Source organism: Herbaspirillum sp. Her2 (assembly GCF_057961375.1).
Genome location: NZ_CM176331.1, coordinates 3,513,584 through 3,529,803 on the forward strand (window position 1 = coordinate 3,513,584; position 16,220 = coordinate 3,529,803).

Genomic DNA, 16,220 nt, shown 5'->3' on the forward strand with positions numbered 1-16,220 from the left:
GTATGTTGACGGCACGCCGCAAAGCCCCATCCGACGCGGGTTACTGGTTACGCATACAGTGCGCTAATTCGCGGCTTTGCGCTCGTTTGGGCAAAATATTCCCCAGCAAGAAAGAGGGGGATTATCTCCCGAAATCCTGGGCAGGATTTGTTATTCAGAGACAGCGTGTGAAGCTCGCATAAGCGCGCCTACTGCTGGCGAAGCGCCCATTCCCTATAATCCTCCTGGGTATATCTTGCCGTCGCCATTAACGATGCTGCGCGATCGATGAGTTCCGCTAGTTCAGCAGGATTTCGCTGCAGATACGAATCCAAATCCAAAGTATTGCTCACAAAAGGAAGAATATCCGCGGCAAGTGAGCATTCATCCGGAATTTTTGTAGCAGCATTTCTATCAGCTACTAGGTTGTATCTATCTTGGGCCTTGATCTCAATTGGTACAAACTCATAGACGGCCGAAATCAGGTCAGGTACTGGACTTTCTGGATATACCTTGTAACTACACAAGCTCTTAACCTTCACTTCCCATTGATTCCCAGTCAGCCCTAAGCCAATCAACCACTTACCCATGCCCGTGGCAAACAAGGGCCCAAAAGACTCCCGTGCTTCGAACGCGGACTTCACATGTGCCCTTTCCGAAACATTTAGATAACGACGGGCCGCACGTGCAAAGCGATCACAATTTTCCATATTCTGCTCCACACAAGTCTGGAGCGTACTAACCGTATCGGGATGAACATCAGTGGGTCCAACCCGCGTAGTCAGAAAGAGCAACCACGGATCAGCTCTTCTGGTTTGAATGTTCACGATTTCCCGGATTGCGTTGTAGTACGAATCCGATGTGACGCCGGGTCTTGAGGTGAATAAGCCATCACACAGATCAACATTCACAATATCAAAATGAACGAAATCTTTTGCATTTGTGTTTGCAACAGACGATGGTATTCCCAACGACTTAAAGTCATCTGGCAACACCTTCGAAAGTGGATCGACTTTGGGAAGACCTTTAACTTCAACTTCCGAAAGATTGAGTTCATATCGCGCTGGGCCATCCTCAGCGCCGCCTGTGTTGAATCCCAAGAACCGAAGCCGAAGATCCCGCGGCTCACAGATTCTGTCGTGAATAGTTCGCAAGTCAAATAATTCATCACCAGGCAGCCCTAAATACCTAAGTGCTCTGCCATCAAAATCTATTTTTTCTATGAGCTCGTCAATGGCAGCGCACCATTGGCTTTCCCGGACATATTGCTTACGAGGACGGTGCCACGCTTGAAATTGTTTCTTGGCAGCAAAGTCTTTCGGCTGATACGTTGTATCGGCTGGAAAAATTTCACCAAAATCGTCTGCGGCGTTTTCGACTTGCATAGCGGAAGCGGAAGTCATTGATCTGCCTCCGTAGCCAAGATATCGGCAATGCCGCGAAGCAGTCGCTCTTGGCGAGCCTTTGTCATTTGATCGAAAACCCCATACGCAGCTAGCAGCTGCGCAATAGCTTTGATTCGCTCTTCAAAGATACGAGCGTCGGCTTCTGCCGTGGCTGTTTTCCTCTTCGGACGGAGCGGCGCGAGCACTACTTCTCGATCGAAAGCATAGGCACCTTGCAGCTGCTTTGTGGTGGTTTGAGAAGTAAATTCTTTTGAATGGAATAAAATTGGCGGCGGCGATTCATCAGGATCATTTCCAACCAAATTCCACTCCTGCCTAACCACTTCTTGGAGCTTCCCCAAAGTATCGTCGGTTTTGATCTCACGCAATTCGGCACGAGATTCGCTCGCCAACTTCTTCTGAGTATTGGCAACCTGTCTTAAGGCGCTGTGCAACCAGCGAGTGAGATAGACATAGTGCGGATGCGCGAAATTGAACGATTCACGATCGATATTCAACGCACCATCCAAACCAGCATGAACAAAAATCTCACACGTGATCTGGCTCAACCGCATGTTTTCTGATGTTTGATATCGCATGAAGCTGATATCAAATAAGGTTCCGCTGGCACCATTCACTCTGACTAGAGCGCCCCGATGCTCTCGCGGTGCAATTTTAGGTGTCCAAAATAAATAGGCTTCGAATTTCAAGGAACCACTACTTATCTCTTTTGGGATGCCTGAGAATTCTTGATTGCATTTACCAAAGAACATCAAGGAATTCTGCAAGGTATGACTTGTGCGAGGTAGCTTATTGAAGCGAATTGGTCGAGCAAGCTTCAAACCATCTAAATAAACGTTGAACTCATCATCGACGTTTGCCCCCTCCTCCAATCCAACCACAGATCGGACTGTCTCCTGACCTCTCAAATCAATAGGCTTGGCGCTGCCTTTCGCCATATTCATCAAAAGGAATGGCGCAATGTTTTCACCACGATCAATGTCAAAGGGGTGCTGCTCTACATAGGGAAGCGGCGCAGACAAACTCAAGTTCCACACCATCTGAAGATAGTAGTCGAAAAGGTCGGCCAGCTTGGGATTCGGATTGGAGGCACCTACTTGATCCCATACACAATCAACTAACCTGGAGAATTTTTCCGCAGGAGTGTCATCCGGTTTCCAAGGTACATTAGCAGTATCGGTAATTTGCTCGCCGGTCTTCGGATCAACGTGTCCAATATGAAAAAGCGGCGGACTTAATGTAGATAGTTCTTCTGCCGCTTCGCTCGATTCATGAATCGAAGTCCAGACGTCTCGACTACGCAGGGTGTCACGGGCCTGCGGGCGCAGGTCGCTAAGAATCACTGTAGTGCCGTGTGCTCCTTTATCGTCAGCTGTCTCACTCCAAATTTTAACTTTTCCACTTTCGAACTTCGTTCCTTCGGCTGCATTTTTGAGATCGTCCTCAGTGTAAGTTCTCATCACTACCGAGGCTATTGTGCGGAAACTCTCTCCCTCGATCTTCGTAATAATCTGAAATTTCTGCGTAAGTTGGGCCACAGAGAACAATCCGATGCCAATCTTGCCAATCAGCTTTCTGCCCGACTTGCTTCTCGTAGAGTCGCTTTCAGATGCGACACCGATCTCACTGCCTTCGTGAGTTCGTTTGGAACTACCGCCGATATGTTCAAGAAGCCTTGCGAGCACCTTCGGCGACATCCCTCGCCCATCGTCCGTAATCTTAATCGTGCCAAAACGCGGGGCATCCGTTTCAATATAGACGTTCGTCGCATCCGCGTCGTAAGCATTCGAGATTAATTCTCGTAAAGCAGAGCCAGGCTGGCGATAGATACCATCAGTGACCCGAGCAATAACACGGTCATCAGTCTTGAGTATTGTTTCTACCGGGTCTTTCGATAAACGCGACGCTAAAATGCGGTCCTCTAGCGACAACCCGCTTACACCCTGTGAATTCTTCAGAACATGTCCCGGCATTCTTCTCCCCGCCATAGCCCTAACCCCTTGCCTATTTAGTTTGTTTTACTCGTGCGAAAGCTGCCTTGATTGCTTTGGCTATTGCCTTCGCCATTGGCGGAGGCACTGCATTCGACACTTGTGTTACCTGAGCACTCAGATTCCCTTCCAAAACGAAGGATCGTGGAAACCCTTGCAATCTCATTGCTTCATAAATGCTGAGTCGTCTTCGTCCATTTGGGTGGACCAGAATTTCTCTGTTTCCAAAAGCGATCGTTTTACTTGGTTTATCCCAACTAATTTTCTTGAAACTACGTGATTGCTTCTCAGCGATATATGTCCCGTCAAATTTCTTCGACCGAGGATTCATTGTCCAGTGATTCGGGTGGAACGTTATGTCTTCAGCTCGTAATGATCGGTTGAAATAAGTTGGTTCGGGAAGATCACCAATCATATCTCGCACGGTTTTAACTTTCCCCCCAATTTTTGGGAAAGAGAAATGCGTAGCCAACTCCATAGGAAGGCCGAGCAAAATCATTCGCTTTCTCTCCTGCGCTACTCCGTAATGCACCGAATTTAGCTCGGAGTATTTACAAACAAAGTCAAACGCTTCAATGCTAGAAATAATTCCCTCAAAAGTCTCACTGTGCTTGGAAGCTTTGATCCCACTGACGTTTTCTATCAGCAGAAATTGCACACGATACTCTTTCGATAGGGCGTCAACAATTTTCAGATAAGTTTGCGGAAGCTTGTTCCGAGGGTCATCGGCGGAAGAATTAGCATTGGCTTGAGAAAACCCTTGGCATGGTGGTCCGCCTATAACGCCTATCTTCGAGCCCTTAGGAATCTTTTGACGCACTTGGGCCAAGATACCGTTTGGCCCCAACTTTTCCACATCGCCAACCTGTGCGATCGTCCCCTCGAAATTTTCGTTGAAAGAGTTGACCGCGTCCTCATTAAAATCAAAAGCTATGCTTGTTTTAAAACCAGCTTGGTGAAAACCCAGATCAAGGCCGCCGGCACCGCAAAACAGGCTGACCAGGGAAATATCAGAAACGGTAGCGTCCTCAGCCCGAGCACCAGATATTCTTAACGTACGATCTTTTTTAAGACCACGTGCTTTTTTGTTTTTCTTATCCAACTGCACCGTTCCCGTTCCCGTTCCTGGTCGGGTTTCTGCAACATTTTTTTCGGCTCGTGTAGCACCGATTCGCGGGATTTTCATTGTCTTTGGCTGCCAGCAAAAGTGTCCTAAATGCAACACTTAGTGTAATTTTCTTTCCGACGAGCTCAACTCATCGTTTAACCGTGCATTTTGCCATAGGCAATCTGAAACCTAGTCGCAGAGTGCATCAAAGTGCGTCAAATTTGGCGGCAGGCGCGCGAGGCCTCACGCCTTATAAGGAGGGCTTTACTGACCAGTTCAGATTTGAGTCAAAACCGACCTATGTAGCGGGCAGGCGCGGGGTGGGGGCAACCGCGCGCGCTGGGTTGAAAAAAGACAAGATAGTTGTATTTTGATAACTATTCTATGCTCCCCCCTCCCTTCCAAGCCCCTCTACGGGCTCGTAGGATGCGCCACAGCGGCTTTCCCGCGCACTGGGAACAAATTCTATTACCCCTCGTCAAAGCCAGCACAACAGCGCCCCCCTTGCGCACCATGTATAACCTGGCGAGGAAATCATGAGTCGTCCCTTCATTACCCTTGGAGACAAGACCAGTCACGGCGGTACGGTCATCAGCGCCGACCTCACCAGCAGCATCCACGGCAAGTACATGGCCCGTGTCGGTGACATGGTGGTATGCCCCAAGTGCAAAGGCGTGTTCGCGATCAACTCTGGCGCATCTGACATGGTGGACGGCGAGGGACGCGGCTATGCCCGCCACCTGGACACGACCGAGTGTGGCGCCCTCCTGCTCTGCACGCAGGCGACAACAACCTGGTCAGACGAATCAACGATTGGCGATTCAGCAGCGGACGCCAAAGCAGAGGCGCTTGCTACCGCATCACAGGTCGCGGCTTCGACCGACTCCGGCATCTGCCTAGATTGCCTCCGCAAAGCCGCACACTTCGGCAGCCCAATCGTCATCCGGGAGTGACAATGCTCGACGTGCAATCACGGTTGGAACAACTGCACCACTCCATTCCCGCGCTTCGGCTGTACGCGCTAGTCGATGGTGTGCAGTACCAAGCCCAGCTCTGTAAGCGATTCCACCCGAGTAGCGGGCTGTTCCCCCTGTTTGGGCGGACGACGGACGCAGCGCTGGCCCATGCCGGCCCTTGGCTGGTAGACACATCCATGGCAGACGAGCCCACCATTGCCGAGCTGACCACCCTCGAACGAGATGCGCCGTCACTTACTTGGCTGATCGCGCCGCAAGACCTGGAAGGCCTCGGACAACTGCTGCAACTGCGAATGGACGTGAATCTCCCAGACGGCCGCCGTGCCCTGCTTCGTTTCTGGGATCCACGTGTCCTGGTCAACCTGGCGCACACGCTCGATGCGCCACAGCGTGAAGAGTTCTTCGACCACATTCATGAGTGGCACCTGCTGCATGAAGGCAGGCGCGTTTGGATCGGGAGGCAACATGCTGACGCTCACTGAGGCGCAGTGGCAGAACCTGCAACAAGGTGAAGCCCGCCAGTTAGTTGCGGCCGTGTGTGATGAGTTCCTTGTCAAGCACCCCGAAATGCGTGACGAACCGGGACGTGAGGTAGTATTGCAGCGCATGCAAGATGCCTACGACTACGCTGCCCGAGCGGGTTTTACCAGCACACCGCACATCGTGCGGCTGATGTACCTGTCTGCGGACGCTCCGCGCATCCAGGATGATCCCTTAGTCGATCACTACCTGCGTAAGCCCGGCGCGACGCCTGAACAACGGCTCGACGACCTCGATGCCGTCATGAACCATATGCTCAAGGGAGATCGTTGATGGCGTCATTGGCGGCACCCCTGATCGAGGGCGTCGTCGCCCGTATCTTGACTGCACTCGGTGTGGGTGTCGTCGCCGGCGCAGCAGGTGAGGCAGCGAAGGAGCAGGCGCGCAAGCGCCAGGAAGAGGCTGAAAAGGCAAAGTCCGCACCCATTGCACGCACCGAAGCGCAGATCAAGGAACGCAAGAAGTGCCCAGATTGCACGCCAGATCGTGGCGCACCGTTCAATCGTTCGACCGCCGGGTGGTCAGAGGTATCGATCACCTACCAAGCTCGCATCAGCGGCATGCCTGTTGGCCAAGGTTTTATCACAGAGTGGTTGTTCAGCGGCGTCACGTTTGATGGCTTCGATTCGAGCCAATGCCTCTTGAAGGAGGCCAAAGCAAAGTACGACCAGTTCTTCGATGACTTCGGTGACCCGCACGAGTGGTGGAAGGGTGACGAGCCGATCATGGCCGAGGCAACCACACAATCTTTGGTAGCCAAGCCTCTCCCTCCTGTTCAGTTGAGGTGGTACTTCATGCAGCCCATGAGCTACCGCTTCTTTTCCAAAATATTCTCCGCAATGCGGCTACCCATTGAAACGGTATTTGAGCCATGAAGCGACCCTATGAACTGACCACCATCTTCCGGCAACCTGGCCCGCTGCATGTGCCCGCCATGTTGACCGAGCTGCATTCAATCCGACAGGAGCTCAAAGCATGTTCTCCCCTGCTCGATGAATGGCTCTTAAAGGGCAACACTAAGGATGAGGCCTACCGTTACGAGGTCTTCGATTCCACAGGCCCCACGACAGCGGCCATCGCAGTACTTACCGAGTCATTGAAGACGGCCGTCGATCCAAAGATTGTCAGCATGTGGAATGGGAAGGAAGGCCCGGAAGGTGCCTCGCTGCAATACGTTGGCCGGGTTACTCCTGAGACAAGCATGATCTCCCTAAGAGCAAAGCCAGGCGCGTTTTCTATGACTGCTGAACCGGTCTTGAGACTTGTCCTCAAGAATGTTAATTTGCTTGCCCCGTCTGTGGTAACGCTGGAAACAGCAAGCTACTTCGACAGAAAGGTCTTTAAGGATCGTCCGGGAGTGGGGTGGATGCTCTACCTCCCTCAAGTACTGGTCGCTCAACAAGTCCCCGAGGCCCGCGCACTTCTGCCTGTTATTGGCCAGGACGAAAAAGGCAAAGATATGCAAATCGGCACGATCGTGGTCAGCGTCACCGACGAACCGTTTTCTGATGAGAACCCAGAGCACGTCAAGATCGCTAATGCCATCGAAATCCGCATGGTTGATCAGGATTTGCTCCCCCGCTTCACGGACTTATGAAGGAGATCGTAGCTAGATTTGGCGCGATTGGATTGTTGCTCAAAAGATCAAGCGTGGGACAGTGGAGTTTGCTCAGGCACTGCTATGTGGGTGGAGCGCTCTTTTAAAATAGCGGGGGGATTGCAGCACTAAATCGTTCTGTTGCGTCATTTGGGGCAACCGGGCTGCAAAGAACTGCCGAAAGTTGATTACCAGAATTGTTGATAGAATCCCTACTCATATATATGACAAATTCTACAATCCCTCAGGACCCATGCTACAGCCGACTATTGTGTCCCCCGCAGAATTCGTGAGCTCTTTGAACAAGCTGATCACCTCAGATCCGAACCATAAAACTGGATGGGCCGTCACTTTGGAGAGCAACATGATGCCTGGAACTTTCAAACTAGTCCCACATGGCGGCGTGCCGGAAGCTCTCGTAAGAGGACACTGCAAGAAATTAATGATGCAATTTCATCCGGCCACACCGATCGGCTTACATGATTTGTGATCTGGCATGAATTAATGCATGATGCTGCATCCTTCGGGGTCCTCCTATGGCCCCATTCGGTCCCGCAGAATGCACACGGCCAATCCGCTCGGATAGGTTTCACCAGGACAGCTCACATCGCCGAACAGCGCATTCGCGGTCAGCACTTCATCACAGAAATGGCAGCGGCAATCGGCCGGCAGTTCGGGCACTCCCCGCGCCGCCTCCAAGCCGACGGAGATTGCCCGATAATTTCGAGTATCCGCGTTGTCGGCGTGGTCACTCATGGCATCCCCATGGTGCGACAGAGCGCCATGGGGATGATGTGCACTCGTGCGAAATCAAAAGCGATAGCTCAATGCCACGGTACTTACAAGTGGGTCCAGCCGAACATCTGCAGTGGCCGAGCTACCACCCAACGCGGGCAAAGTGCCGGTCGCAGTGGTGCTGGCCCAGATTTTCTTTACGTCCAGCACGAGACTCCAGTGTTCCTTCAACGGCACGCTGACGCCCACTTGCAAGACCGGCCCGAACGCACTACGGGTCTTCAGTCCCTGTACGAAGCCATCTTGCGAGCTGAATACATGGGTGTAATTGATACCGGCACCGATGTAGGGCTGTACCAGGCTTTGTTTAAAAAAAACATAGCGTACCGAGAGCACAGCAGGGCCGTATTTGACCTTGCCGAGCGTACCAGCACTGCTCAGGGTCCCGCTTCCTGTAAGGGTTGTGGTCGGCGGCAGGCCCAGAGCCAGTTCCGCGCTCCAGTGTTCGTCGAAATGGTAGACCACGCCGAACGCCATCGCGTTATTGCTGGAAGCGCTGGCACCGCCATCTCTTACCTCGGCACCATTGACCTTCACCGAGGCAGCGGTAGCGAAGGCAATGTGACCAAGCCCGCCATAGAAACTCCACGAAGATTCCTGCGCCAACACCTTACCCGCCTGCGTGACCAGAACGGCCGTCACCAATATCATTTGGATGATTTTCATATTGCTCTCCCCGCCTCAGTCGCGACCGGCAAGGAGGATGGCCTCTGCCAGCCCGGCCGGATCAGTGAACATGACCTCGTGGCTACCTTCTGCCTCTACGTAGCGGAACAAGCCTAGTCGCTCCGAGAGCCGGGGATGCCAAGGCAGGCTGTGCGGCAACGCGGTGTCCTGGCGGCAATTGATGTAAGACTTTCCGATCGGAAGTTCCGCGGTAGGCTTGCTCAAGAGTAGTCGATCGGTCAGGCATCGATAGGGCTGGGGATGCAACCGCTGGAACGTCTCCTGCGCCAGTGTTTCATCGGCATCGTTGATGAAGTTTTCACGCCAAATCGGGTAGGGCAGCATGACGGCACCTTGGTTGGCCTGAGCCAACGATTCGAAGAGCGCCCGATAATGGGGCGGGGTCATGTCGGCCAGACTTTCGCCGGGCAAGGGAACAAAGGCATTGAGGTAGATGAGGCGCTGCAGACGATGCAGCACCAGCTCGGCAACGCCCGAGATCAGCATGCCGCCATAGCTGTGACCGAGCAGACGCACCTGCCGTAGGTCGTGCTGGTCGATGTAATGCGCCAGCGAAGCGACACACTTCTCTAGGGTTATTGCCTGGTAATCTTCATGCGGGCGGTTTCCTGCCAGGGTTGGGCAATGGACGAAGTGTCCTCGCTCTCGCAAGCAAGATGCGGTGGCCTCGAAGGTTTCGCCGGTATGCCACGCGCCGTGTACCAAAACATAGGTATCGGAAGTCATGTTTGTCTCCTTGGTGTAGTTATCGGAGACTCAATGCTGCCTCACGATGCAGGAGATAAATCGGCGCATCGTGCCGTGGCAATGGCTGATTCGTGCCAGGCTCAGCGATGCTCTTCTGAATGCTGACGTGTCTGGCTAGGCAGTTGTCCAGTGTAGGCCTGCCATGTGCGGGAGAAATGGGATGCATCCAGCCAACCAGCGCGTCGACCGATCTCGGCGATGCTCAGTTGCTGGTAGTTAGGTGAGACCAGCATTCGTCGCGCCGCCTCAATGCGCCGCTGATTCAGCAGCGAGGAAAAAGTCATGCCCTGACGCGCCAGCGCCCGATACAGCGTGCGTACCGAGACGCCCAGGCTGGCGGCAACCTCTGCTGCTCCCAGGCCCGGCTCGGCAAAATGAGCCCCTAGCAGTTTTTGGACGTGCTTGACTAGCGCACGATCCGCACTTCCATCTGCCTTTTCAACATGCCCCTGGTCGAAGACGGCGGCGATCAGCCCGCCGAGGTGATCCCGGTGCTGCTCTGCCGGCAGAATCAATGTGGTGAAGGCGATCTGGCGCAAATAGGCGCTCAACACGGCACCCCAACCGCTGCTGCCGTCAATGCGCTTGCCTAGCAACGGTTGGGTATCTGGAAGCCACGAATCGAGCCAACTGATAGGCAGCTGGAGCGAAAGCGTATCGACACGTTCCGGAAAATCCAGCTGGTAACAGCGTCTCGAGTCGATCAGCACCATGTCGCCGGGCAGTAGCCGGGCCTGGTTCATATCGTGCTGAATGACGTTACAAACCGTAGACTGCTTGCAAAGCAGGTAGTAGTAGTTGCAATCACCGCGACTGATGGCGCGGCGTGATCGAAAAACCTGCTGCGCGTTACCGCTTACTCGGTTCAATTGCAACCCTGCCAGCTCCCTGGACTCCAGTCTGGCAGAGAAATCCTTACGGGTTCTGGACTCGGCAGCCATTTCCAGAAAACATTCACAGATCGCTCCGATCCAATAGTCAAAACGATGTTCAGGCTGAACTACTTCCGTCGTCCAGATTCTGGTGCCGAGTGTCATTCCCTGTCTCCGTGAAAATATCAATCAAGCAGGACCACCTCTTTCATTGCGCCGAGGTTGACACGCCCGCTCCTGCAAACGCGCATATTTGCAGAGCTAATCAAAACGTATGCCTCAATCCGCTCATGACCCCCAATTGGTTCTTGCCCACCCCCACCGTACCACCTGCATCGACGGCAATGGCCGAGCTGCCAACATTGCGAATATAGCCCAGCGAACCGTACAGCGCGGTGCGTTTGGAAAGGCTGTAGGTCAGCCGCGCCACCGACATGGTGGCGTCATTACTGCTGTTCTTGACGTTGAGTCGCATCAGCTGCGCATCGAACACCAGCGCGGCGGAGAAGGGATAGCTTACGCCCAGATAGTACAGATCACTATCGGTATTGAGATTCCCGGCCGCGCGGATGCGGCGGTCTATCACGCCACCTCCCAGCTTGACCTGCCCCAGCATGACATAGCCATTGAGAGTCACGCGCTGGTCCGTGTTGTCGCTGCTATTGAGACCATTGGACGCGCCAGCATTGCCATAGAGGATGTCATAGGAAGTGGTTACGCCATAGCCCTGTCCGTCATAGCCCAGCAAGCCAGTGACCTGACGGCAGGCCTTGCTGTTACCGGCGATCTCGCCCGGACAATTGGTCGCCGCCGGGCCACCCGTGGCGGAGCTGTCGCGACCAAAACTGTAAGTGCCACCGATGGTGAAGCCATTGAAACTGCCCAGATAACCGATGGCGTTATCGCTGCGGGCATTGGGCAGATAGGGATCGATGCTGCTGATGGAAAACAGGCTCGGCCCGATCACATCGCTCTTGGCCGTGGCCAGGAAAGTCATGTTGACCTGTCGTCCCAGCGATACCTGCCCCCAGCCACTCTTGAGACCGACGAAGGATTGCCGCCCGAACAGGCGATTGCCCTGCCCCATTGCGCCGGTGTCCGGGCCGAAGCCGGACTCCAGCACGAACAGCGCCTGCAGGCCGCCGCCCAGATCTTCGATCCCCTTGAAACCGATACGCGAAGGGAAGGAACCCGTCAGCGTGGGCATTTTCAATACCGAATTACCTGCTGCATTGGCGTGGGTGGTGTAGGCCACCGCCGTATCGATGATACCGTAGATACTCACCGATCCTTGCGCCTGCACCACACCGGGCGCAATCATCCCTGCCAGCAGCGCAAGCGCGCCGGCCATTTCCGTCTTCTGCATGTCTTTTCCTCCTGTTCGTTGAATATGTTTTCTTGTCAGCTCTTGGATGGCGTACTTTTTGTTAGAACTTACTCGGCATCTGGCTGCCGAGCCGGATGGGCGGCGGCAAACGCGTCGAGCTGCTCGCACTCGGCTGCAATCGCAAGCAGCGTCGGATACGGTGTGAGATCAACATCGAAGCGCTGCGCATTGAACAGTTGCGGCACCAGGCAGCAATCGGCCATTCCTGGACTGTCGCCGGCCAGGAAACGGCCGCGCCAGGGGGAACTGCTGACCTGCTGTTCCAATCCCTGCAGACCGAGGCAGTTCCAGTGATGGACCCACTCCTTCTTCTGCTGCTCGCTCAGGCCCAGCGTGCCAGTGAGATACTTCAGCACGCGCAGGTTGTTCAGCGGGTGCATCTCGCAAGCAATGGTGTTGGCGAGCTGGCGCACATGGGCGCGCGCGAACGCGTCGTCGGGTAACAACGGCGCCTGCGGATACCGTTCATCGAGATATTCCAGAATGGCCAACGATTGACTGATCAGCGCGCCCTCCTCCTCCAGCACCGGCACCAGCGCCTGCGAATTCATGGCCTGGAAGGCAGCACCGAACTGCTCACCGCCATTGCGGTTCAGATGCACGGCGCGATAATCAAACGGCAGGCCCTTCAAGTTCAGGGCGATACGCACACGATAGGAAGAGGAACTGCGGAAATAGTTATACAGGATGCGCTCGGTGACGGTGTTGCTGCTCATGGTACTCAGACTCCCAGATATTGATGGACCAGTTGGCTCTGCTGACCCAGTTGCGAAGATGTGCCGGACCAGACCACGCGCCCCTTCTCCAGCATGAAGTGACGGTCGGCCAGCGTGAGCAGCGGCTTAATGTTCTTGTCGATGACGATCTGCGCCAGTCCCTCCTGCTTGAGGCCGGACAGCGAATCCCAGATCTCCTGGCGGATCAGCGGCGACAACCCTTCGGTGGCTTCATCCAGTACCAGCAGCGTGGGGTTAGTCATCAAAGCGCGACCGATGGCCAGCATCTGCTGCTCCCCTCCAGATAATTGCCAGCCCAGATTGCGGCGACGTTCTTGCAGGCGAGGAAAAAGCGCATACACCCGTTGCAGCGTCCACGGTGCCGCGACGGTCTTGTGGCGCGGTGCGCGGGCGGTGGCGATCAGATTTTCTTCCACGCTGAGGTTGGGAAAGATCTGTCGCCCTTCCGGCACCAGTCCCAGCCCGAGCCGGGCGATCTCGTGCGACGGTGCGGCATGGATTTCCCGTCCGCCCAGGCGGATGCGTCCGCACTGCGCACGCAACAGGCCGAACAGACATTTCACCGTGGTCGAACGGCCCATGCCATTACGGCCCAGCAGCGTCACCACCTCGCCGACTCCCACGTCGAAATCGACTCCGAACAAGGCCTGCGCGCGACCATAGGCGGCCGTAAGGTTTTCCACTTGCAGCAAGGCGGCCATTACGCTTCCTCTCCCAGATAGATGGCCTTCACCTCGGGGTGATGGCGGATTTCCTCAGGCGTGCCGCAGAACATCACGCGGCCATAGACCAGCACGGTAATGCGATCGGCCAGGGCGAATACGGCCTCCATATCGTGCTCGATGAGCAGGATGCCGTAGCGCCCCTTGAGCCGTTGCAGCAACGCCACCACGTCAGCCGACTCCTGCGCGCTCATGCCCGCCATGGGTTCGTCCAGCAACAGGAAGCGTGGCCCTGCGGCCAGTGCCATGGCCAGTTCCAGCTGGCGGCGCTGGCCATAGGCCAGCTCGCCAGCGACCGTATCGACAAGCGCAGCCAGCCCCACTTCCGCAATCACCGCCTCGGCCACGATGGCTAGGTCCGGCTGCTCCAGCAAGGCACGCCAGAAGGCAAAACCATGCCGGCGCGCCCCATGCGCGGCCAGCACCACGTTTTCGCGAACGGTAAATTCCTCGAACACGGCAGTGATCTGGTACGAGCGCAGCAAGCCACCACGCGCGCGCTGCGCAATACCCTGCGCAGTCACGTCGCGGCCTGCGAAGTGGATCGTTCCGGCATCAGCGCGCAGCTCACCTGAGAGCTGGTTGACCAGCGTGGTCTTGCCGGCACCATTGGGGCCGATGATGGCGTGCAGCTCGCCCGGGCGGATCGCCAGATCGACCTGGTCGGTCACCAGCAAGCCTCCATAGCGCTTGCTGAGGCCGCGTGTCTCCAACAGCATCTGGCTCATTGCGATTCCTCCTTGAGCAGTCCGGCCGGACTGGTCGCTGCAGGCCGTGCCGGACCTCGCGCCAGCAAGGTATCGATGCGCGTGAGCAGACCCGCGATCCCGGCGCGCCCCATCAGGGCGATCAACACGATCATCGGGCCGAATACCACGGCCCAGTGGTCGGTCCAGGACTTGAGTACCTCTTCCATGCCCAGGAAGGCCAGCGCCCCCAGCAAGGGCCCAGAAACCGACCCCATGCCGCCCAGCACCACCATCACGATCAGGTCGCCCGAGACCGACCAGGCAAGGGTACTGGGCGAAGCAAAGGCGTTGAGATTGGCAAACAACACGCCGGCCACGCCGCACAGCACCGCCGAGATCACGTAGGCGGCCAGTTGATAGCGCGACGCCGCGAAACCCAGTGCATGGATGCGACGCACGTTCTGTCGTGCACCGCGCAGCACCATTCCGAAGGGCGCGCTGCGGATGCGCCACATCGCCAGCAACGCCATGCACAGCAGCACGAAGGCGCTGTAGTAGAGCGTCTTGAGATCACCCAGATCGAGCGGCCCCAGGCGCGATGGCGTTGTGATGCTCATGCCATCGTCACCGCCATAGTTCTTCAGGCTGACGAAAACGAAGTAGCCCATCTGCGCAAAGGCCAGCGTGATCATGATGAAGGCGATACCGCTGGTGCGCAGGCTGATCAGCCCGGTCACCGTGCCCAGCAGCGCACAGACCACGATGCAGACCAGCAGGTGCAGCCAGCCTGCATCGATGCCATGGAAGGCCGGGATTGCCACGCAATAGCTGCCCACGCCAAAGAACAGCGCATGGCCGAAGCTGACCATGCCACCATAGCCCAGCGCCAGATTGAGTGCCACCGCTGCCAGCGCATAGACCAGCATGCGCGCCACCAGCGTGATGAAGAAGCGCTGGTCCAGCCAGTCAGCCAGGGCCGGCAGCGCCGCCAGCATCAGCAGCAACAGTACGGGCACCCAGAAGGCCAGGCCGCGTGCAGCCGCGAACGGAGTGGTTCGCATCATTTGCCTCCCGCAGGAAACAGTCCGTTGGGCTTGACTGCCAGCACCAGTGCCATGAGGATATAGACCAGCATGGACGCTACCGCAGGCCCGGCCGCCGTGGCCGTCTCGCGTTCCATGACCAGACGGAACAGCTGCGGCAGGAAAGCTCGTCCGAGTGTATCGGCGATACCCACGATCAGCGCGGCATACAACGCACCACGAATCGATCCGATGCCACCGATGACGATTACCACCAGCGTGGCGATGAGTACCGGCTCGCCCATGCCCGACTGGATCGACAGGATGGGACCTGCCATCACGCCAGCCAGTCCGGCCAGCAGCGCACCGATGGCAAAGAGCAAACCGTTGAGCAGGCGGATGTTGATGCCCAACGCACCGACCATACCCGGATTGACCGAGCCGGCACGGATCAGCATGCCCAGGCGGGTACCGTTGATCATCCACTGGCTGCCCAGCGCCACCGCGATGCCGGTGACGATGATGGCGAGCCGATAGACCGGATAATCCAGACCGAACAGCGAGACAGTACCCTCGAACAGCGTCGGCAGCGGCAGAAAATAAGGCTGCGGACCGAACACGATGCGCACCAGCTCATTGAAGAACAGCACCAGGCCGAAGGTGGCCAGTACATGATCGAGGTGATCGCGCCGGTACAGCCGCGCCACCACCAGCCGCTCCAGCAGCATGCCGACGACCGCGCTGCCACCCAGTGCGGCCAGCACGGCCCAGAAGAAATTGCCACCGTACTCATAGCCGAGCGCAGAGAAATACGCGCCCAGCATGTACAGCGAACCGTGCGCCAGGTTGACGAAGCTCATGATCCCGAACACCAGGGTCAGGCCCGCAGCCAGCAGGAACAGCAGCACTCCGTATTGCACGCCATTGAGCAACTGCGTGGCAATCTGCGTGAGGAGATCCATGG

The 16,220-nt window shown here is 56.0% G+C and carries 18 protein-coding genes; 5 read left to right on the top strand and 13 right to left on the bottom strand.

From position 1 onward, the window contains the following. Window positions 1-188 precede the first annotated feature (188 nt). From ACWHXP_RS15930 to ACWHXP_RS15940, 3 genes are read right to left on the bottom strand one after another with little or no spacing between them, the layout of a single operon-like run. Complete coding sequence (locus ACWHXP_RS15930; RefSeq protein WP_489635574.1) at window positions 189-1,382, bottom strand: PP_RS20740 family protein; 1,194 nt, start codon at window positions 1,380-1,382, stop codon at window positions 189-191. Continuing rightward, window positions 1,379-3,358: an ATP-binding protein gene (locus ACWHXP_RS15935; RefSeq protein WP_489635573.1), complete on the bottom strand. Its 1,980-nt coding sequence runs from the start codon at window positions 3,356-3,358 to the stop codon at window positions 1,379-1,381. The genes ACWHXP_RS15930 and ACWHXP_RS15935 overlap by 4 nt, the downstream gene beginning before the upstream one ends. A gap of 31 nt (window positions 3,359-3,389) precedes the next feature. Beyond that, window positions 3,390-4,562 carry a DNA cytosine methyltransferase gene (locus ACWHXP_RS15940; RefSeq protein ID WP_489635572.1) on the bottom strand — a complete coding sequence of 391 codons (1,173 nt, stop codon included), beginning with the start codon at window positions 4,560-4,562 and terminating at the stop codon, window positions 3,390-3,392. 458 nt (window positions 4,563-5,020) lie between these two features. Between ACWHXP_RS15940 and ACWHXP_RS15945 the strand changes: the two genes are divergently transcribed. The 5 genes from ACWHXP_RS15945 to ACWHXP_RS15965 are packed head-to-tail and all read left to right on the top strand — an operon-like array spanning window position 5,021 to window position 7,598. Then, window positions 5,021-5,437, top strand: coding sequence for a PAAR domain-containing protein (locus tag ACWHXP_RS15945; RefSeq protein WP_402706602.1), 417 nt, complete (start codon window positions 5,021-5,023; stop codon window positions 5,435-5,437). A gap of 2 nt (window positions 5,438-5,439) precedes the next feature. Next, window positions 5,440-5,943 carry a DUF4123 domain-containing protein gene (locus ACWHXP_RS15950; RefSeq protein ID WP_489635571.1) on the top strand — a complete coding sequence of 168 codons (504 nt, stop codon included), beginning with the start codon at window positions 5,440-5,442 and terminating at the stop codon, window positions 5,941-5,943. Next, the gene (locus tag ACWHXP_RS15955) at window positions 5,927-6,274 is read left to right on the top strand and encodes a hypothetical protein (protein ID WP_489635570.1); all 348 of its coding nucleotides are present in this window, start codon (window positions 5,927-5,929) and stop codon (window positions 6,272-6,274) included. Before ACWHXP_RS15950 ends, ACWHXP_RS15955 begins: the two co-directional genes overlap by 17 nt. Further along, complete coding sequence (locus ACWHXP_RS15960; protein ID WP_489635569.1) at window positions 6,274-6,876, top strand: restriction endonuclease fold toxin 5 domain-containing protein; 603 nt, start codon at window positions 6,274-6,276, stop codon at window positions 6,874-6,876. The genes ACWHXP_RS15955 and ACWHXP_RS15960 overlap by 1 nt, the downstream gene beginning before the upstream one ends. Further along, entirely contained in the window at window positions 6,873-7,598 is a 726-nt protein-coding gene (locus ACWHXP_RS15965) for an immunity 52 family protein (RefSeq protein WP_402706594.1), read from the top strand. The genes ACWHXP_RS15960 and ACWHXP_RS15965 overlap by 4 nt, the downstream gene beginning before the upstream one ends. Before the next feature lie 534 nt (window positions 7,599-8,132). On the opposite strand, the gene ACWHXP_RS15970 is transcribed toward ACWHXP_RS15965, so the two are convergent. From ACWHXP_RS15970 to ACWHXP_RS16015, 10 genes are all read right to left on the bottom strand, one after another. Next, entirely contained in the window at window positions 8,133-8,354 is a 222-nt protein-coding gene (locus ACWHXP_RS15970; protein ID WP_402706592.1) for a hypothetical protein, read from the bottom strand. A gap of 54 nt (window positions 8,355-8,408) precedes the next feature. Next, the gene (locus ACWHXP_RS15975) at window positions 8,409-9,059 is read right to left on the bottom strand and encodes an OmpW/AlkL family protein (RefSeq protein WP_402706591.1); all 651 of its coding nucleotides are present in this window, start codon (window positions 9,057-9,059) and stop codon (window positions 8,409-8,411) included. Between the two features lie 15 nt (window positions 9,060-9,074). Further along, window positions 9,075-9,806, bottom strand: coding sequence for an alpha/beta fold hydrolase (locus ACWHXP_RS15980; protein WP_489635568.1), 732 nt, complete (start codon window positions 9,804-9,806; stop codon window positions 9,075-9,077). Window positions 9,807-9,907: 101 nt separating this feature from the next. After that, window positions 9,908-10,864 (bottom strand): helix-turn-helix domain-containing protein, encoded by a 957-nt coding sequence (locus ACWHXP_RS15985; protein ID WP_402706587.1) that lies wholly within the window; start codon window positions 10,862-10,864, stop codon window positions 9,908-9,910. Between the two features lie 100 nt (window positions 10,865-10,964). Further along, window positions 10,965-12,065, bottom strand: coding sequence for a porin (locus ACWHXP_RS15990; protein WP_402706585.1), 1,101 nt, complete (start codon window positions 12,063-12,065; stop codon window positions 10,965-10,967). Window positions 12,066-12,133: 68 nt separating this feature from the next. After that, window positions 12,134-12,802, bottom strand: coding sequence for a maleylacetoacetate isomerase (maiA, locus tag ACWHXP_RS15995; RefSeq protein WP_402706583.1), 669 nt, complete (start codon window positions 12,800-12,802; stop codon window positions 12,134-12,136). 5 nt (window positions 12,803-12,807) lie between these two features. After that, window positions 12,808-13,524: an ABC transporter ATP-binding protein gene (locus tag ACWHXP_RS16000; RefSeq protein ID WP_402706581.1), complete on the bottom strand. Its 717-nt coding sequence runs from the start codon at window positions 13,522-13,524 to the stop codon at window positions 12,808-12,810. After that, the gene (locus ACWHXP_RS16005) at window positions 13,524-14,273 is read right to left on the bottom strand and encodes an ABC transporter ATP-binding protein (RefSeq protein WP_489635567.1); all 750 of its coding nucleotides are present in this window, start codon (window positions 14,271-14,273) and stop codon (window positions 13,524-13,526) included. Before ACWHXP_RS16005 ends, ACWHXP_RS16000 begins: the two co-directional genes overlap by 1 nt. Next, a complete protein-coding gene (locus ACWHXP_RS16010) occupies window positions 14,270-15,295 on the bottom strand; it encodes a branched-chain amino acid ABC transporter permease (protein WP_455749106.1) in 1,026 nt (341 codons plus the stop codon). The genes ACWHXP_RS16005 and ACWHXP_RS16010 overlap by 4 nt, the downstream gene beginning before the upstream one ends. Further along, window positions 15,295-16,218, bottom strand: coding sequence for a branched-chain amino acid ABC transporter permease (locus tag ACWHXP_RS16015; RefSeq protein ID WP_489635566.1), 924 nt, complete (start codon window positions 16,216-16,218; stop codon window positions 15,295-15,297). The genes ACWHXP_RS16010 and ACWHXP_RS16015 overlap by 1 nt, the downstream gene beginning before the upstream one ends. Window positions 16,219-16,220: the final 2 nt, after the last annotated feature.